This window comes from Pseudomonas sp. E141, assembly GCF_052659885.1.
The window spans coordinates 2,949,339-2,968,071 of record NZ_CP084024.1; the positions used below are offsets into that span (position 1 = coordinate 2,949,339).

General features: G+C 59.5%; 17 protein-coding genes. 7 read left to right on the forward strand and 10 right to left on the reverse strand.

Annotation, left to right across the window (positions count from 1 at the left end; translation table 11 throughout):
- Positions 1–46: 46 nt before the first annotated feature.
- Together GKKCFE_RS13140 and GKKCFE_RS13145 are read right to left on the reverse strand one after the other, a co-directional pair.
- The gene (locus tag GKKCFE_RS13140) at positions 47–2,419 is read right to left on the reverse strand and encodes a phosphoketolase family protein (RefSeq protein WP_445577972.1); all 2,373 of its coding nucleotides are present in this window, start codon (positions 2,417–2,419) and stop codon (positions 47–49) included.
- 136 nt (positions 2,420–2,555) lie between these two features.
- Positions 2,556–3,449 (reverse strand): universal stress protein, encoded by an 894-nt coding sequence (locus GKKCFE_RS13145; RefSeq protein ID WP_076384336.1) that lies wholly within the window; start codon positions 3,447–3,449, stop codon positions 2,556–2,558.
- Between the two features lie 306 nt (positions 3,450–3,755).
- Here GKKCFE_RS13145 and GKKCFE_RS13150 point away from each other — a divergent pair, with 306 nt between their 5' ends.
- Positions 3,756–4,319, forward strand: a complete 564-nt coding sequence (locus GKKCFE_RS13150; protein WP_047225870.1) for a GNAT family N-acetyltransferase — start codon at positions 3,756–3,758, stop codon at positions 4,317–4,319.
- Between the two features lie 55 nt (positions 4,320–4,374).
- Here GKKCFE_RS13150 and GKKCFE_RS13155 read toward each other — a convergent pair whose 3' ends face one another.
- Positions 4,375–5,286, reverse strand: coding sequence for a universal stress protein (locus GKKCFE_RS13155; RefSeq protein WP_445577973.1), 912 nt, complete (start codon positions 5,284–5,286; stop codon positions 4,375–4,377).
- Between the two features lie 106 nt (positions 5,287–5,392).
- Entirely contained in the window at positions 5,393–6,637 is a 1,245-nt protein-coding gene (locus GKKCFE_RS13160; protein ID WP_445577974.1) for an MgtC/SapB family protein, read from the reverse strand.
- A 236-nt stretch (positions 6,638–6,873) separates the two neighbouring features.
- Between GKKCFE_RS13160 and GKKCFE_RS13165 the strand changes: the two genes are divergently transcribed.
- The 5 genes from GKKCFE_RS13165 (at position 6,874) to GKKCFE_RS13185 (ending at position 12,747) form a co-directional block, all read left to right on the forward strand.
- Positions 6,874–7,797 (forward strand): universal stress protein, encoded by a 924-nt coding sequence (locus tag GKKCFE_RS13165; protein WP_076384330.1) that lies wholly within the window; start codon positions 6,874–6,876, stop codon positions 7,795–7,797.
- A gap of 45 nt (positions 7,798–7,842) precedes the next feature.
- Positions 7,843–10,620 (forward strand): cation-transporting P-type ATPase, encoded by a 2,778-nt coding sequence (locus tag GKKCFE_RS13170; RefSeq protein WP_445577975.1) that lies wholly within the window; start codon positions 7,843–7,845, stop codon positions 10,618–10,620.
- Positions 10,621–10,680: 60 nt separating this feature from the next.
- Positions 10,681–11,115, forward strand: coding sequence for a universal stress protein (locus tag GKKCFE_RS13175; RefSeq protein ID WP_274090145.1), 435 nt, complete (start codon positions 10,681–10,683; stop codon positions 11,113–11,115).
- Between the two features lie 68 nt (positions 11,116–11,183).
- The gene (locus GKKCFE_RS13180; protein ID WP_445577976.1) at positions 11,184–11,819 is read left to right on the forward strand and encodes a c-type cytochrome; all 636 of its coding nucleotides are present in this window, start codon (positions 11,184–11,186) and stop codon (positions 11,817–11,819) included.
- A gap of 10 nt (positions 11,820–11,829) precedes the next feature.
- Positions 11,830–12,747 (forward strand): c-type cytochrome, encoded by a 918-nt coding sequence (locus tag GKKCFE_RS13185; protein WP_445577977.1) that lies wholly within the window; start codon positions 11,830–11,832, stop codon positions 12,745–12,747.
- Positions 12,748–12,808: 61 nt separating this feature from the next.
- Here the strand turns inward: GKKCFE_RS13185 and GKKCFE_RS13190 are convergent, their stop codons facing one another.
- The 6 genes from GKKCFE_RS13190 to GKKCFE_RS13215 all read right to left on the reverse strand — a co-directional run bounded on the left by GKKCFE_RS13190 (position 12,809) and on the right by GKKCFE_RS13215 (position 17,605).
- Positions 12,809–13,096 (reverse strand): cyd operon YbgE family protein, encoded by a 288-nt coding sequence (locus tag GKKCFE_RS13190; protein ID WP_445577978.1) that lies wholly within the window; start codon positions 13,094–13,096, stop codon positions 12,809–12,811.
- The gene (gene cydX / locus GKKCFE_RS13195) at positions 13,093–13,215 is read right to left on the reverse strand and encodes a cytochrome bd-I oxidase subunit CydX (RefSeq protein ID WP_445577979.1); all 123 of its coding nucleotides are present in this window, start codon (positions 13,213–13,215) and stop codon (positions 13,093–13,095) included. The genes GKKCFE_RS13190 and cydX overlap by 4 nt, the downstream gene beginning before the upstream one ends.
- A gap of 25 nt (positions 13,216–13,240) precedes the next feature.
- Positions 13,241–14,374 carry a cytochrome d ubiquinol oxidase subunit II gene (gene cydB, locus GKKCFE_RS13200; protein ID WP_445577980.1) on the reverse strand — a complete coding sequence of 378 codons (1,134 nt, stop codon included), beginning with the start codon at positions 14,372–14,374 and terminating at the stop codon, positions 13,241–13,243.
- Positions 14,367–15,938, reverse strand: a complete 1,572-nt coding sequence (locus GKKCFE_RS13205; protein ID WP_047225665.1) for a cytochrome ubiquinol oxidase subunit I — start codon at positions 15,936–15,938, stop codon at positions 14,367–14,369. The genes cydB and GKKCFE_RS13205 overlap by 8 nt, the downstream gene beginning before the upstream one ends.
- Positions 15,935–16,135, reverse strand: coding sequence for a cytochrome oxidase putative small subunit CydP (gene cydP, locus GKKCFE_RS13210; RefSeq protein ID WP_052915280.1), 201 nt, complete (start codon positions 16,133–16,135; stop codon positions 15,935–15,937). Before cydP ends, GKKCFE_RS13205 begins: the two co-directional genes overlap by 4 nt.
- Before the next feature lie 144 nt (positions 16,136–16,279).
- A complete protein-coding gene (locus tag GKKCFE_RS13215) occupies positions 16,280–17,605 on the reverse strand; it encodes a sigma-54 interaction domain-containing protein (protein ID WP_445577981.1) in 1,326 nt (441 codons plus the stop codon).
- Positions 17,606–17,831: 226 nt separating this feature from the next.
- Between GKKCFE_RS13215 and GKKCFE_RS13220 the strand changes: the two genes are divergently transcribed.
- Positions 17,832–18,710 (forward strand): MBL fold metallo-hydrolase, encoded by an 879-nt coding sequence (locus GKKCFE_RS13220; protein ID WP_445577982.1) that lies wholly within the window; start codon positions 17,832–17,834, stop codon positions 18,708–18,710.
- The last annotated feature ends 23 nt before the right edge of the window (positions 18,711–18,733 follow it).

The following is an 18,733-nucleotide window of genomic DNA, read 5'->3' on the forward strand; positions in this document are numbered from 1 at the left end:
AGTCAGGGCGAACGGCGCGATGTCGAAGTCGTGACAAGGCGGACAGTCAACCCGGCGCCGGCGTCCAGCGCCAGTTCAAGACCTCGGGCATGTCCTGCCCATGTTCGATCAGGTAAAGCTGGTGCTTCTCCATGGTGGCCCAGTAGCGGTCCCGGGCGCCCTCCACCAACGGTTGCAAGCGCGGTACCCGCTGGATGACATCGAAGGCCAGTTGGTAGCGATCCAGGTGATTGATGACCGCCATGTCGAACGGGGTGGTTGTGGCCCCCTCCTCCATGAAACCGCGCACATGGAAATTGTCATGGTTATGGCGCTTGTAGACCAAACGATGGATCAATGAAGGATAGCCGTGGAACGCGAAAATCACCGGTTTGTCCACGGTGAACAACTCATCGAACCCGGCATCCGGCAGACCATGGCAATGCTGTTGCGGCGGTTGCAGGGCCATCAAGTCCACCACGTTCACCACCCGCACGCGCAGATCCGGCACGTATTGGCGCAACAGTGTCACGGCGGCCAGGGTTTCCAGGGTTGGCACGTCACCGGCGCAGGCCATCACCACATCCGGGTTGTCATCGTTCTGGCAGGCGAAGGCCCACCGACCGATGCCAATGGAGCAGTGCCTGATGGCCGAATCGATATCCAGCCATTGCCACTCCGGTTGCTTGCCGGCCACGATCACGTTGATGTAATCGCGGCTCTTGAGACAGTGATCGGCCACCGACAACAGACAATTGGCATCCGGCGGCAGGTAGATACGCACCACATCGGCACTTTTGTTCGCCACATGATCGATAAATCCCGGATCCTGATGGGAGAAACCATTGTGGTCCTGGCGCCAGACGTGGGATGTGAGCAGGTAGTTGAGCGAAGCGATCGACGCGCGCCAGGGAATCTGCGCAGCGGTCTTGAGCCACTTGGCGTGCTGATTGAACATCGAATCGACGATATGGATGAACGCCTCATAGCAGGAGAACAGGCCATGACGGCCCGTCAGTAGATAGCCCTCAAGCCAGCCTTCACACACCTGCTCGCTGAGGATTTCCATCACCCGGCCTTCGCAGGCCAGGTTGGTATCCCCCGTTTCAAGTGCCGCCATCCAGGTCTTGCCACTGACCTCGTACACCGCATCAAGGCGATTGGAGGCGGTTTCGTCGGGGCCGAACAGGCGAAAGTTGCCGGCCTTGAGGTTGTACTTCATCACGTCCCGGACAAAACCGCCCAACACCCGGGTGGACTCCGCCTGCACACTGCCGGGCGCGGAGAACTGCACGGCGTAATCGGTAAATCGAGGCAGCTCAAGTGACTGGAGGAGCAAGCCGCCATTGGCGTGGGGATTGGCGCCCAGACGCCGATGCCCTGTGGGCGCCAGCGCCGCAATCTCCGGCAGCAATGCACCACTGGCGTCGAACAGCTCCTGTGGCCGGTAACTCTCGAGCCATTGTTGCAGTTGCGTCAGATGCATGGGCTGCTCGAAATGACTCAGTGGCACCTGATGGGCGCGCCAGGTGCCCTCGACCTGCTGACCGTCGACGAATCTCGGACCGGTCCAGCCCTTGGGCGTGCGCAGCACCAACATCGGCCACAGTGGCCGCTCCAGTTCATGTGCCGACGAGTCTGCACGGGCCGTACGCTGGATTTCGCGGATCTTGAGCAGCATGGCGTCCAGGACCATCGCCAGTTGCTGGTGAACGCTGTGGGGGTCGTCGCCTTCGACAAAATAAGGATCGTAGCCATACCCGTACATCAGGGCTGACAGCTCGTCTTCACTGATACGCGAAAGCAGCGTGGGGTTGGCGATCTTGAAGCCGTTGAGGTGAAGGATGGGCAGAACCGCACCGTCACGCCGGGGGTTGAGGAACTTGTTGGAATGCCAGCTCGCCGCCAGCGTACCGGTTTCGGCTTCACCATCGCCGATAACGCAGGCCACGATCAGGTCAGGGTTGTCGAACGCCGCACCGTAGGCGTGGGCCAGGCAATACCCCAGTTCCCCGCCTTCATGAATGGACCCTGGGATCTGCGCCGAGACATGACTGGACAACCCGTAGGGCCAGGAAAACTGCCGGAACAGGCGCAGCATCCCGTTCTCGTTCTGTTCCACCGAGGGATAACACTGGGTGAAGCTGCCCTCCAGATAGCTCTGGGCGACGATGGCTGGGCCGCCGTGTCCGGGGCCGGTGACCAGGATCATGTTCAGGTCGTGGGTCTTGATCAGGTGATTGAGGTGAACGTAAATCAGGTTCAATCCCGGCGTGGTGCCCCAGTGACCCAACAGGCGCGGCTTGACGTGGCCCAGTAGCAGCGGTTTGCGCAACAATGGGTTGTCTTTGAGGTAAATCTGACCCACAGCCAGATAATTGGAAGCACGCCAATAGGCGTCAATGCCTTCCAGTTGGTCGGGGCTAAGAAAATCACTCATCACATTCTCCCAAAGAGGCTGGATTACCCGCGAACTGCCCTGGTCGCTTGAACCGATATCGAACGGTCTGCCACGACTGATTCTGGAGCGCTTGAACAAACCCGACTTGATTTACATCAGAGTCAACGCGCCCTGCTCATACCCTGACTGCCAACAAGCTGCCCGACACCGAATACAGGGCCCGTTCCGTCGTGCTACCGATCAGACGGTCCAGCCCAGCGCGTTGCTCGGTGCCCATCACCACCACATCAGCCTCGAACTCATCGAGGAACTCATGGATCACCGGCACCGGCAGGCCAATGACGAAATGACGGCGCTCGGGTGGAATGCTCCACCGCTCGGCCAAATTGATGAACGCCGCATGCAGCGACTCTCGCAAGGCCTCGGCAAAATCTTCATCCCAGGCCCCAGCCACCAACGAAGCCTCCCCGTTGAAGGCCGGAGACAGATCGCAGGCGTGCAGCAGATGCAGCGGGGCATTGCATTGCAGGGCCATTGCCCCGGCGGCCTCGATAATGCGCTGGTTCAAGGCGTTGGCCTGCGGATTGGCGGGGTCCACCGCCGCCACGACCCGGCGCGGCAAGCTGTGGGTGGCGCGATTGACCAGATGCACCGGCACCGGGCAATCGCGCAGTAAATGGCAGTCCAGGGGTGTCACGAAAACACGCTTGAGCAGCGGTTCGAGGGTCACATCCTTGATCAGCAAGTCGGGCTGAAACTGCTCGACGTAGCGCAGGATGTCCAGTAATGGATGAGTGGTCCAGACCACATGGGTCGTCACATCCAGTCCTTGCTCCTTGAGCAGCGCCGCCTCCTCCACCATCCAGCGACGGTAGTGGTGCATATAGCGCTGAGCTGTCGCTTCATCGTTCTTTTCGCCCCACAAATGCGTGTGAGGCGGTGGTTGAACGAATGCGCACAAGTGCAAGGCCGCGCCACTGACCCTGGCCAGGGCACAGGCGCGACGTAGCGCGGCAGACGGATGCAGGTCGGCTTCAACGATCAATAGCAAACGTTGGTACTGTCCCATTACACACCTCCACTGGTCTGTTGGCCATCCGGTCCCCAGCGGTCCCTCTCTGGCATGTGCAACAGCCTGCGCTTGTCACCCCGGGGCGGCTTGATCTTTATCAACTGCATGCACATACCTGTGGGAGCAAAGCTTGCCCCCCACAGGTTTGGCTCCCACAGAAATTGCTCCCCGGCATTGATCATCGACGAGCGGATTCGCGAGCACTGATCCAGATCAGAATCGATCTGCCACGCCGGCGTAGAACAGTAGCGAATGCACGGCCTTTGCCGCGCCGAAGGTTCACACCCGATGGAGGAACGCATCATGCTCAACGTCAAAGACCACAATGAACGCGCCGCTGCCCTGTATGCCAGCATCAGCGGCAAACACTGGATCCAGGCCCTCAGAGATGGCCGGCACGTGTTGATCAGGCCACTGAAGGAAGAAGATCGCCAGCGTGAGTATGACTTCATCAAGCGTCTGTCACCGGAGTCCCGGCACATGCGTTTCCTGGCGCAAATCAATGAGCCCGGCGCGGCCATGCTCGACCAGTTGATGGATGTCGACTGCAAGACGCGCATGGCTTACATCGCCCTGGTCCACGACAACGGCCAACTGATCGAAATCGGTGTCAGCCGCTATTGCGCTACCAGTGAACACGAATGCGAGTGCGCCGTGACCGTAGCCGATCAATGGCAGCATCTGGGGCTGGGGACGTTGTTGATGGAGCATTTGATAGAGGCGGCCCGCAAGAACGGCTATCGCCAGCTGTATTCCATCGACGCCGCCGATAACGCCCCCATGCGGGATCTGGCCCATAGCCTTGGATTTGATACCCGCACCGACCCCGACGACGCCCGGCAGGTCATCCACCGGCTCTATCTTTAACCACAGTGCATTGCGCGGGACCCGGGGCCAGGCCCCGCGCAAGGTCACCCTGCCGTCACTCGCCCGGCTTGATTGCCCATATACTGCAAGGTGCCCATTGCAGCACCTGCTCGGCAGTACTGCCCAAGTGCTTGTCCAGACCTCGATGCTGTGTCGTGCCCATGACAATGACGTCGCACTGATGATCGGTGGCGAACGTGCAGATGCTGCTCAGCGGCGCACCTTCGATGAAGTGACGCTGCTGCGGCGGCACGCCGTGACGCTCGGCCAGGGATTCAAACACTTCGTGCTGCGCCTGCCCCAATGCTTCATAGAGCCCGGTGGCGAGCGGGAGCGCACCCACGCCCATATCGGCGGCGTACACCGCCGTCCAGTCGAAGGCGTGCAACAACTCAACCTGGGCGTTGCATTGATCGGCCAGTTTCACGGCGGCATCGACGATCCGGTCGTTGAACACCAGGTCCTGCTCCTCGCTGCGCAGCACATCGACGATCGCCAGGACCTGCCGGGGCCGTGGATGACGCGCGTCGGTGACCAAGTGCACCGGAACCGGACAGTCGCGCAGCAGGCGCCAGTCCATGGGTGTGAAGAAAATCCGCTTCATCGCCGGTTCAGGCTCGGCGTCCTTGATGATCAGCGCCAGGGGCATCTCTTTGACGTACTGCTGCAAGGCCTGATAAGCGTCTTTGCCCCAGACCACCTCGCTCGTCGCCTCCACTCCATGGCGGCGCGCCAGCTCAGCCTGTTGCCACAACCAGTGCCGATGCGTTTCCAGATAGCCGTCACGGGCCTTCTTGACTTGTTCTGGCGCAAAAAGACCGGCCACCGAGAGCACCTCCAGATAATCGATGGCGACGATGTGCAGGGGCAGATCCAGCGCCAGGGCCAGTTCGGTGGCGCGGTCGAACGCAGGCGAACGGGTCATGGCATCGGGTGCCAATAACAACAAACGTTGGGTCTGGGACATGGAACACCTCGGCACGTGGCGGCAGCCACCTAAAGGATTGAGGGTTCCAGAATGAACGTATGCAACGGGCAGGACTTGATCTTCATCAAACTGCCACCACACAGGCTCACAGATTCGGGAGCAGAACGCCGGCCCACATTCCCAGCGTCACCAGCACCTGGCCGGGGATGAAATACCCGGCGAAACGCCGTCCGCCACTGAGCCAGGCCACTACGCATTTACTCAGGGAATTGCTGCTCATCGCCATCAAGACCGGTATGGCGATGCCATCCAGGGGTAACAATCCGGCCTTCGCCAGGGAAGCAACAGAGGCAATTGAAGCATGAGCATCAACCAGCCCGCTGAAAACCGCCGTTATGGTTACCCCGGTCTGGCCGAACTCGGCAAGCATCGCCGACGACAGGAGCGTGATACCGGCCATCGCCAGGACTACCGTCAAGGCCAGTTTGAGGTTGAAGGCCCCGCCGCGCTTGATCGGTTCATCCGCCCGAGCCCTGGGTCGGGGAAACATCAGCACCCCGGCGTAGACCAATGTTGTCAATACACCGCAGAGCAGCGGGCCCCACATCCAGAGTAACAGGGCCGGTTCGACGGCACCGAGGATCAGCCCCATTTGCGCCACTGTCGCCAGATTGGATAGCACGGCAGCGGCGCTCAGCACCTTGAGATTGGCCGGTTCTTTCGCGGCGATGTTACCCATGGTGGCGACGGTCAGCGTGGCCGAGGCGAACCCCGAGGCAACCGCGCTGAGGGCGTAGCCGTAGTGAGTGCCGAGGGTCCGCACCGCAACATGCCCCAGCGCACCCACAGCCATCAACATGACCGTCAACATACAGATGGTGCGCAGGTTGATCGCATCGTAAGGCCCGAGGAAGCGATCCGGCACCAGCGGCAACACCACCAGCGCGGCGATCAACAGCACCAGCCCGTCACGCATTTCCGCGGCGGTCAATTGGTTACGGGCAAAATGGTGCAGCGCCTGGCGGCTGGCGAGCAGACCGGCCATCACCACGCCGATCGCGATCGCCAGGGCCGGGGCGGTCATGCACAGCGCCCCCAACGCCAGCGCCGCGAATAACGCCACTTCGCTGGTGATACCGGGGTCCTGGTCGAGGTTTCGCCAATACGCCGCCGTGACCAGTGCCCCCAGCGCAAGCGCCACGAACCCGAGCAGCAAGACTCCGCCAGCCTGGACCGTGACATAACCCAGCAACGAGGTAATGGCAAAGGTACGCAGGCCGGCGAAGTCGCGCCGGGCGCCCTCGCCTTTGCGTCGCTCGCGTTCGAGCCCGATCAACAAGCCGATTCCGAGCGCAGCGGCGGCATTGGCAAAGCCCAGGGTTTCGCTCATGGCCTCGGTTCTATACTGAGTGTTCCGGTTGTACCTGAGTCCAGGGTAGTCCCTGGGAGGATTTCATGATCAAACATAGCGCTATTGCCAGGCGCCGTGTGCATTGATGCCACGCTTCTGGCATGAGCTTGATGCAAATCAAGTGACCGATGCCCGATACGATCATGATCAAACCCTGGCTCCACGCGGCGCGAAGGCCGTCGGGTACCCATACGTCCATGCTCGGGAGGTTTGTCATGTCCACGCAATCACGTTTGATGTTGGTCGTCTCGCCGCTGATGGAACACAGTCCGGCCTTCGACCGGGCAGCGGCGCTGGCCAAGGCCGAAGGCGCCGCGCTGCATATCGTTGCCTTCGACTACCTCGAAGGCCTGGCCACCGCCAGCCTGGTCAATGAGCAGGCCCTGGAACAGATGCGCTTGGGTTACGTTGAACGCCATCGCCACTGGCTGGAAGACCAGGCCCGGCCACTGCGCAAGCTGGGCATTGAAGTCACGACCGAAGTGGCGTGGGTCGAGAGACCGCTGCAGGAGATTCTGGTCCACCTCAAGGAGCAGCCGATGGATGCCCTGATCAAGACGGTGGAGCATGAATCCTGGTTCTCGCGCCTGATGTTCACCCCGCTGGATGTGCACCTGCTGCGCGAAAGCGAAGTGCCGTTGCATTTCGTCAACAAAGTCACCCACGCCCGTCCGCGCAAGATTCTGGCGGCCATTGACCCCTTTCATCTCGACGGCCGCTACGAAGGCCTCAACGACCGGATCCTGAGCGAAGCCAACAAACTGGCCACCTCCTGCGACGCGAGCCTGGAAGTCATCTACGCCTATGACCTGTCGTCCATCACTGCCTCTGAATACGGCTTCGGCAGCGGCTCGATGTTCTTTTCCTCCACCCTGGCCCGGCAGCTCTATGAATCCCAGGGCGAGGCGTTTGACGCGTTGGCCGAGCGCAACGGGATCGCGCCGGAACAACGGCGCATGGTCATGGGCGACCCGGCCAAGGTATTGGCCAGCTACGCGGCATCCCATGACATTGATGTCATTGTCATGGGGCGCGTGCGCTACAAAGGTTTGGACAAGTTGATCGGCAGCACCGTGGAAGGCCTGCTGTACAAGATGCCGTGCAGCTTGTGGGTGATTGCACCGCAGCAGTTCGATTGAAGGCATGAACGCCAATAGTGTAATGAGCACAGGGATAGCGGCCTGATGAACCGAGCGAGCAACGCACCGACCGAGCGGGATCCGATTCCCACAGATGCCGAGGCTTGGTACACGTTGCCTGCGCAGCAGGTGCTCGAACGGCTGGAGGTCAATGAGCACACCGGGCTGAACGATGCAGAAGTTCAAGCCCGGCTTGCGCGCACAGGCTTCAATCGCCTGCCGGAATCGGCGCGGCGACCGGCGTGGCTGCGTTTTCTGTTGCAGTTTCACAATATCCTGATTTATGTGCTGCTGGGCTCCGCGGTGATCACTGCGCTGTTACAACACCTCTGGGATACGGTGGTCATTCTGGCGGTGGTGGTGGCCAACGCCATCATTGGCTATGTCCAGGAGGGCAAAGCGGAAAAAGCCATGGACGCGATCCGGCAGATGCTGGCGCCCCGCGCCGCCGTGATTCGTGCCGGTGAACGTTTGAGCATCGCGGGTGAAGCGCTGGTACCCGGCGATATCGTCTTGTTGGAGGCCGGCGATAAAGTCCCGGCAGACCTTCGCTTGCTGCACGCCAACAGGCTGCAGATCCAGGAAGCCATCCTGACCGGTGAATCCGCCGCCGTGGAAAAGCACACTGAACCTGTGCGCCTTGGAGCGCCCCTGGGTGATCGTGCCTGCATGGCCTTCAGTGGAACCCTGGTGACCTGCGGACAGGCCACCGGGGTTGTCGTTGCAACCGCGACCGCCGCCGAGATCGGGCGCATCAGCAATCTGTTGTCGGAAGTCGAGACACTGACCACGCCATTGGTCCAGCAAATGAACGTCTTCGCGCGCTGGCTGACGATCCTGATTCTGCTCGTCGCCGGGCTGTTACTGGTTTACGGTCATTTTGTCGGCCATTACGCATTCAACGAAATCTTCATGGTGGTGGTGGGCATGTCGGTCGCTGCCATCCCCGAAGGACTGCCCGCCGTTCTCACCATTACCCTGGCGGTCGGGGTTCGCGCGATGGCCCGTCGCAACGCCATCGTTCGCCGCTTGCCCGCCATCGAAACCCTGGGATCGGTTTCGGTCATCTGCACGGACAAGACCGGCACCCTCACCCGCAACGAAATGATGGTCGCATCAGTGGTCACCCGTGATCTGACGTTCACGGTCGACGGAGCCGGTTATCAGCCGTCGGGAAACATGAACCTGGCTGACCAGTTGATCGACACCTCCAATCACCCCACGTTAGCCGAACTGGGACGCGCCGCCGCGCTTTGCAATGACGCGGTGTTGAGGCTGCACGATGCCACATGGAAGGTCGAGGGCGATCCCATGGAGGGCGCACTGCTGGCGTTTTCCGTGAAAGCCGGAATCGATGGCGAAGAAGAGCGACGCACCTGGCCCCGCACCGACGCGATTCCGTTTGACGCCAAACACCGCTTCATGGCGACGTTGCACCACAACCATGAGCGACAGGCGTCAATCTATGTAAAAGGCGCGCCGGAACAGATCCTGGCCATGTGCGCGCAGCAGCGTGGCAGTACCGGCGCCACGGAGCCGCTCAATGCTGACTACTGGCACCAACAGGCAAACACCATTGCCGGCAAAGGTCAGCGCGTGTTGGCGTTTGCCAGCCGCCCCGTGCCGTCCGAGCACACCGTTCTGGAGTTTGGCGACGTGCAGGGTTCGCTGACCCTGCTTGGCATGACAGGCATGATTGACCCGCCTCGCCCCGAGACGATCCAGGCGGTCCAGCAATGCCAGACTGCCGGTATCGCAGTCAAGATGATCACCGGCGATCACTCCGGTACCGCCGCCGCGATCGGCGTGCAAATCGGCCTGCAAAATCCCGACAAGGTGCTGACGGGCGTCGACCTGGACGCGATGAACGACGGCACGCTCAAAGAAGCGCTCAAGGACGTGAATATCTTCGCCCGCACCAGCCCTGAACATAAGCTGCGGCTGGTGATGTTGCTGCAATCGAACGGCATGACCGTGGCCATGACCGGCGACGGGGTCAACGACGCGCCCGCGCTCAAACGCGCCGACGCCGGCATCGCCATGGGCGACAAAGGCAGTGAGGCGGCAAAAGAGGCGGCGGACCTGGTACTGGCCGATGACAACTTCGCCTCCATCGTGGCCGCCGTACGTGAAGGCCGGACGGTCTACGACAACATCAAGAAAGTGCTGAGCTGGACGCTGCCCACCAACGCGGGCGAAACCATGACCATCATTGTCGCGCTGCTGTTTGGCCTCACCCTGCCGGTGACACCGATTCAGATCTTGTGGATCAACCTGATTACCGCGATCACGCTGGGTATCGCCCTGGCGTTCGAGCCGACCGAAGAAAACACCATGCGCAGGCCGCCACGTTCAAGGCACGAGCCGTTGATAAGCGGCGCCTTGATCTGGCACATGGTGCTGGTTTCGATCCTGTTTCTTTGCGGCGTCTACGGCATATTTACCTACGCGCTCGACCGGGGCTACCCGGTGGAGTTGGCCCGCACCATCGCCGTCAACACGCTGGTGGTGATGGAAATATTCCACCTGTTCTTCATTCGCAATCTTTATGGCACGTCACTGACTTGGGAGGCTGTCAGAGGTACAAAGGTCGTGTGGCTGACCGTTGCAGTGGTAACCTTCGCTCAGTTCGCCATCACCTACGCGCCTCCCCTGCAAAGGGTGTTTGCCACTCAAGCGATCCCCTTTATGGATGGGCTATTGATTATCGCAGTGGGCATCGCGCTCTTTGCGATCATCGAAACTGAAAAACAGATTCGGCTACGGTTAACCGACCCCAAGGGCGCTACGCTCATAGTGGGACAGACCCCGAAGTCACCCTGACGCTGCGGCTGGCATGGTGTTCGACCAGCCGCTGGATGTTACTGAAAGAGGATTCGGAAAATGCACAAAGTATTGGTCGCTGTCGATGGTTCAGAGCACTCCGAACGTGTGGTGCATTATCTCATTGGACTGATCCAGGACGGCGGATTGCTGGGAGGCAGCGTAGAGGTGCACCTGGTCAATGTGCAGTCATTTTTACCCACTCGCATCGCGCAAACCATGAGCAAGGATGAACTTGACCGCTACTACGACGGCAAAAGTGCCGAAGATGCGAATAAGGCAATCGCTCTTCTGAAACAGCAAGGCATCGCCTTTACCTTCCATACGCTGCACGGCGACGCGGCCAGCAGAATCGTGGCGTGCGCCAAATCCTTGGGGTGCGACAGCATCATCCTGGGTTCGCACGGCAGTGGTTTTCTCGAAGGCATTTTCCTGGGCTCTGTCGCGGCCAAAGTGATCCAGCTGTCCAGTATCCCGATTACCTTGGTCAAATAACCGAGGGTGAGTTGCAGTTGATGGCGCACCAGGGGGCCTGTCCCCCATAACGTCTGCGAGGCAGAACGATGGGTATGTCGCGATGGGGATCAGTCCTTGCTTTATCCGGTGCGCTGGCAACATCCGCTTATGCAGCGGACGCGCAAAAGACCTTCACCCAGGGCGGGACCCACCCCGCCGCCATTGCCTGTTCAACCTGTCATGGTGCGGACGGTACAGGGATGCCCGCGGCTGGCTTCCCAAGGCTTGCAGGGTTACCTGCTGAGTACTTCTCAAAACAAATCGCGGATTTTCGCTCAGGCTCCAGGGCCAACCCAATCATGCTTCCTATCGCCCAGGCATTGAGCGAGGACGAGGTACAAGCCCTCGCCAGCATGCTCGCCAACATGCCAGGCCCACCTGTCAAACCCATCAATCGTGCGCAGGCGGCCAAGGGCCTGGGGCAGACCCTGGCATTGAGAGGCGCATGGGATCGAAACATACCCGAGTGCGTCTCCTGTCATGGCCCTGGCGGAATCGGGGTCGGTGCCTCTTTTCCACCGCTGGCGGGCCAATCGGCTCAGTACCTGGTCTCGCAACTGAATGCCTGGCGGCAGAAGACCCGGAAAAATGATCCAGACGATCTCATGGGCCACATCGCGAGGTCCCTCACTGAAGCCGAGGTCGAGGCTGTTTCCCGGTATTTCGCTGAGCTCAGTCAATAGAGGTCTGGCCATGAAATCATTCATCGCGGCACTCATCAGTTTGAATATGGTATCGATGGCTGGCGCTGCTGATGTGGCAGATGCATCGCCCCCTTCGCCCGGCCCAGACGCCCCACAACAGCGGACGGCGACATTTACTCCGCCAGCAGAGGACACGCTGCCTGATAACGCCTTTGGCCGTTTGGTCCGGCAAGGGCATGCGATCTTTGTCGATACCAAAGCCAACGCCCCCGAGTTCGTGGGGAACGGGATGAACTGCACCAATTGTCATTTGGACCAAGGCAGAAAAGCCGACTCGGCGCCCCTTTGGGCGGCTTACACGATGTACCCGGCTTATCGAAAAAAGAACGACAAGGTCAATACCTACGCCGAGCGCCTACAAGGCTGCTTTGAGTTCAGCATGAACGGAAAACCGCCTCCGGCCGACGGGCAGGTCATCGCCGCCCTGACTGCCTTTTCCTACTGGTTGGCAACAGGAGCACCGCTAGGCCAGGAACTGCCCGGGCGAGCTTATCCTGAGGTGCCGCAACCGGCGGGAGGCTTCGATCTGGCCAAGGGCAAGGTCATCTACGCCCAGCAATGCGCAGTGTGTCATGGCAACGAGGGCGAAGGCCAAAAGGCCGGGGGCAATTACGTATTCCCACCGTTATGGGGCAAAGACTCATTCAATTGGGGCGCGGGGATGCATCGCATCAATACCGCAGCCGGGTTCATAAAGTCGAATATGCCATTAGGTAAAGGCGCCACCCTGTCCGCCGATGAGGCCTGGCACGTTGCTGCCTACATGAACAGCCACGAACGGCCGAAAGACCCCAGGATGATTGCCGGTTCTATCGAGCAGACCCGGTTGAAATTCCATGCCAATGACGGGATCAATCTTTATGGCAAAGAAGTGAACGGCGTGATACTTGGCCAGGGAACTGAATGAACGGCGCAGCCAATACTACTGTCGCCGTTCTCGTGCAGCGTTATTGAACGTAAGCCCGCCTTCACCGCACGAACATCAGCCATCCGGCCAGCACCAATGCCGCAGTACAGGTCCAACCTGAAAACAGCCAGCGCCAGAGCCACCGGCGCGGGATAAAACCCACGCCCCTGACGAAAGCCACACTCATCGACGCAAACAAAGCACCCGCCAGTGCGTGATCAGCTTTACCCTCCGGGGTTGCCATCATCGGCGGGTACAGTGTGCAGGCAAGCATGATGGTGATGGCAATCATCAGACTCGCCAGATGAATGCGTGAAGACGGCTGGGTATCCGAGCGTTGCTGAATCATCGCGGCTGCTCGTCATTGTCACTCAAGGCCCGGTTCGCTTCGTTCTCCCCCCACATTGCATTCAATATCGCCAGCAACAGCGCAAAGCCGACTCCCAACATCCAGGCGAAATACCACATATTCTTTGCTCCTTTGCCGGCACTATTAGGCCGAATGCTCGTTGGCTTTGATCTGGGCAACGGTGACTTTTCCGCTCATGACGCGATACGCCCAAGAGGTATAAATCACGATCAGGGGCATGAAGATCAACGTGGCCCAGAACATGATCGCCAGGCTCAGGTGGCTGGAGACGCTGTCCCACACCGTCAGGCTTGCCGCGGGCATGGTTGATGAAGGCATGATGAACGGAAACATTGAGACGCCTGCCGTGCTGATCACGCCAATCACCGCAAGCGATGAGGCGACAAACGCCGACAGCGTACGGCGCACCATCAACAAGAACGCGGCAGCTACAGCCCCGCCCAATCCAAGGACGGGCAGCAGCCAAAGCAATGGATAGCGTTCGTAGTTGGCCATCCAGGCGCCAGGTTCACGTACCACCGTCTTGCTGAGAATGTCCGGCAGCGCCGCGGTATCAACGAGCGAGGTGATGCGGTAGCCGTCAATCCATTGCAGCCAAATGCCGGCCACGATGAATGAGCACACCAGCACGATCGCCGCCGCCACCGCACCTTTTACTGCCCGGGACTGGATAATCCCCTCAGTGCGATGGGCCAGATAAGTGCCGCCCTGCAGGGTGATCATTGCACTGCTCACAACACCGGACAGCAGCGCGAAAGGATTGAGCAGTTGCCAGAAACTGCCGGTGTAGGTAGACACCAGATAGTCATTGAAGTGAAACGGCACGCCCAGCAGCAAGTTGCCAAACGCAATCCCGAACACCAGCGGAGGCACCGCCCCTCCGATAAAGAGCCCCCAATCCCAGGTGCTGCGCCAAGTGGCGTTGTGGATCTTGCTACGGTAGTCAAACCCCACCGGGCGGAAGAACAACGCCCAGAGCACCAGAATCATCGCCCAGTAGAAACCACTGAAGGCAGTGGCGTAGACCACAGGCCAGGCCGCGAACAAGGCGCCGCCAGCGGTGATGAACCAGACCTGATTACCATCCCAATGCGGCCCGACGGTATTGATGACAACGCGCCGCTCCAGGTCATTGCGGCCAACGAATGGCAGCAGCGTGCCGACGCCCATGTCATGACCATCCATGATCGCAAAACCGATCAGCAGGACGCCGACCAACGCCCACCAGATTATTTTCAGGGTGAAGTAATCAAGCATGGTGAAGCTCCTTCAGATGAGCGTCGTGAACATAACGGCCTGTACCGAGGCTGCCGGGCCCTTGGCGGGCGAACTTGACCATCAGGAACATTTCCACCACCAGCAACACGGTGTAGAAAACGATGAACCCGGCCAGCGAGCCATACAGGTTGTTGACGCTGAGCGTGGACACGCTCATGTGGGTCGGTAATACGCCGTAGATCGTCCAGGGCTGACGGCCGTATTCGGCGACAAACCAGCCCAGTTCACAGGCGATCCAGGGCGCCGGCAGCATGTAGAGTGCCCAACGCAACAACCCTCGGTGGCGGGTGCGGTTCGACTTCAGCGTGCTCCAGAATGCCAGTGCAAAGAGCATCAGCATCGCAAAACCCAGGCCGACCATGATCCGGAACGCCCAAAACATAGGCGTCACGCGCGGAACCGTATCGTTCACCGCGGTTTCGATCATGGCCGGTGTGGCTTGGTTGACGTCCTCGACATAGCGCTTGAGCAGCAACCCGAAGCCCAGGTCAGCTTTGTATTCTTCGAACGTCTTGAACGCCGCCGGATCGCTGCGATTGGCTCTCAGTGCTTCCAGCGCATTGACTGCGCTAATACCGCGGATGATTCGGGCGCGGTTCTTTTCCTTGATCTCATGAATGCCGGGAATCTGCTGGCTGACCGAGCGGGTCCCGATCAGGCCCATCAACCATGGCACCTCGACCTCCCAATTATTTCGGGATTGAGCTTCATCGATGCTCGCGATCAGCGTCAGGCCAGCCGGCGCGGGCTTTGTTTCCCACATGGCCTCCATGGCCGCCAGCTTGGTCTGCTGCGCCTCCCCCACCGTGTAACCGGACTCATCGCCCAGTACGATGACGCTCAGCACAGAGGCCAGGCCGAACGCTGCGGCGACCCGAAAGCTACGTTTGGCAAACTCGACATCACGATTTTTGAGTAAATACCAACTGGAGATCGACAGCACAAACATCGAACCGGTGACATACCCGGCCGAAACCGTATGGACAAACTTGGCCTGGGCCACCGGATTGAACACCACCGTCCAGAAATCGACCATTTCCATGCGCATGGTGATGTAGCTGAACTCTGAGCCCACCGGGTTCTGCATCCAGCCATTGGCGATCAGGATCCACAGCGCCGACAGGTTTGTGCCGATTGCCATCAACAACGTGACCAGCAAGTGATGCTGTCTCTTGAGACGGTCCCAACCAAAAAAGAACAGCCCGATCATGGTCGATTCGAGGAAGAACGCCATCAAGCCTTCTATTGCCAGCGGTGCACCGAAGATGTCCCCGACATAGTGCGAGTAGTAGGCCCAGTTGGTGCCGAACTGAAATTCCAGGGTGATCCCGGTGGTCACCCCCAGCGCGAAGTTGATGCCAAATAGCTTGCCCCAGAAGCGCGTCATGTCTTTCCAGATGACGTTACCGGTCATCACATAGACGCTTTCCATGATGACCAGCAGCCACACCATGCCAACGGTGAGCGGTACGAAAAGGAAGTGATAAAGCGCCGTGGCTGCGAACTGCAGCCGCGACAAATCCACCAGTTGTTCTGAGATCACTTGCTTGCCCCTTGAGCCGAGGTGGGTACACCGAAACGGTTGCCGACCGCGTTGGAATCGACGCTGACGTGGAAATCCTGGATGAATAGCCACCACAGCACTGCCAGCACGAGCAGCTTGATAAGCACTGCTGTGAGCAGATGACGGCGCAGTCGTTTGTCGGAAATAGTCATGTCGGTGCAGTTAGCACGCGCCATGCCAAGGCTCAGGGTCAGGTTTTTATCGTTAAATAACAGCAGATTAGGAACGTAGCCTGGTAGAAGGGGGATTTTTCGCCAACTTCAGAGGCTGCCAATCTGCCATTACGGCAGTGATTGGCAGTCAGGTGTCATAGCGGCTGATCAGGCCAAACCCTGCTCTTTCAGGCGCCGGTACAAAGTCCGTTCGCTGATACCCAAGTGCCGGGCCAGCTCACTGCGGGTCCCTTTGAACGCAGACAGGATCTGGGCCAACGAGTGGCCATCAGCACCAGCCGGGTTAGCCAGTCGTTGGGCTGTCGCATCGGGGATCTGGGGTAAATGCACGGAATGAATGACCCCGTCATCGGCAAACAGGCTGGCTCTTTCCAGCACATTGCGAAGCTCGCGGATATTGCCCGGCCAGGAGTATCGCTGCAGTTGCATCAAGGCATCGGCGTCGATGGTCAGCCGGCGCTTGCCCGTACCGGAACGTTGCAATAACGAATTGACCAGCAGCGCGATGTCCTCCATGCGATTGCGCAGAGGCGGTAAATGAATGGGAAATACGCTGATGCGGTAGTACAGGTCTTGCCTGAACTCACCTTGGGCCATCATCTGTTCCAAGGGCTTATGGGTGGCGGCAACCAATCGGAAATCTGCATGCAAAGTTTCCACGCCGCCAACACGGCGATAGGTTCCCGACTCAATCAGCCTGAGCAGTTTCACCTGCATGGCCAGGGGAACGTCGCCGATTTCATCAAGAAACAGCGTACCACCCTGGGCTGTTTCGACCAGGCCCTGCTTGCGCAGGGTGGCCCCGGTGAACGCGCCTTTCTCGTGGCCGAACAGTTCACTTTCAAACAGCGTTTCAGTCAACCCGGAACAATCCACTACCACAAAGGGCCCGTTGGCCCGCTCGCTGGTTTCATGGACCGCACGGGCAAACAGTTCCTTACCCGTCCCCGACTCTCCCAGCAGCAGCACCGGCAACATGGACGGCGCGACCCGCTGCAGTTCCGACAGTGCACGGTTGAACGCCGGAGAGCTGCCCACCAGGCCCTCGTTGCTGGGCCGTGCTGAGGCGCTGCGTACCAGGGTAAGGCGCTCCACATAAGCGGTTATGTCGCCATGGTCATTGAGGATCGGCCGCAGTTCCACGTCGACATGTTCAGGCCCGCGGGGGGTGTGGTGAATGTGCAGGACCCGATCCGGGCCGCGCATCTCCCTGGCCTTCTTCATCGGGCAGTTCTCCCCCGCCTGATCGCAAGGCACATCGTAATGATGGGAAATCCGATAGCACTTATGACCAATAAACGGTTGATCGGCACTGCCGAACTGGCGCCGATAGGCGGTGTTCGCCGCCAGAATGTTGTAGTCCGGGTCCAGCACGATCATCGGCTGCGGCTCGTGCTCGAGAAACGAAACCAGAGACTGCACCTGGTCCGGCGGGGGGATCGAATTGTTCGGGGTTGGCAGGATAGTGCTCATCGGGGTTCCTGTGGATTCATCCGGACGCAAGCGACACTGCCACTATGCCAACAAACACTGCCAATGGCAGTTGTTTATTCGTGTGCGTGAAAATGCCGCATCCAACCTACAAAAATAAACACAACAAATTCAAATAGATAGCTCTGATTTTTCGCTCACTCGGTCCATGGCAGGCTTATTGCTATGTCAGGTTAAACCAGTCGGCAACAAGACCAGGAGACCGATCATGACCGCTACACTGCACGTCCAAGGATTTTTCGATCCCGATACTCATACTGTCAGTTATATCGTGCTTGATCAGGCGACTCGCCACTGCGCACTCGTGGACAGCGTACTGGATTACGATCCCAAGTCCGGCCATACCACGACGACGTCTGCCGACACGTTGATCGCCAGGGTGGCCGAGCTGGACGCCAAGGTTCAATGGATTCTTGAAACCCATGTCCACGCCGACCACCTCACGGCAGCGCCTTACCTCAAAGAAAAGCTGGGAGGCAAGATCGGCATAGGCAGTCGCATCACCACCGTGCAGCAAGCCTTTGGCACGCTGTTCAATACCGGTGATGACATGGCCCAGGATGGAAGTCAGTTCGATCATCTGTTCGTCAATGAATACACGTTCTCCATCGGTTCGCTGCAATGCCGCGCACTGCATACGCCGGGCCATACACCCGCCTGCATGACGTACGTCGTCAGCGACGCCAGGCAAACGGTGGCATTCGTCGGCGACACCCTGTTCATGCCCGACTACGGTACGGCGCGCTGTGATTTTCCTGGTGGCGATGCCCGCACCTTGTTCCGGTCCATCAACAAGGTACTGAGCCTGCCGGCCGATACGGTGCTGTACATGTGCCACGACTACCAGCCCGACGGCCGCGAGGTACTGTTCGCCAGTACCGTTGCCGAGCAGCGCGCCGACAATATCCATGTGCGCAATGGCATCAGTGAAGAAGAGTTCGTGGCCATGCGCACCAAGCGTGACAGCACGTTGGAAATGCCCACGCTGATCCTGCCATCGGTTCAGGTGAACATGCGCGCCGGACACTTTCCTGAGCCGGAATCGAACGGCACACGCTATCTGAAGATACCGCTCAACGTGCTCTGACGTCCCCTCCCCCTATAAGAAAA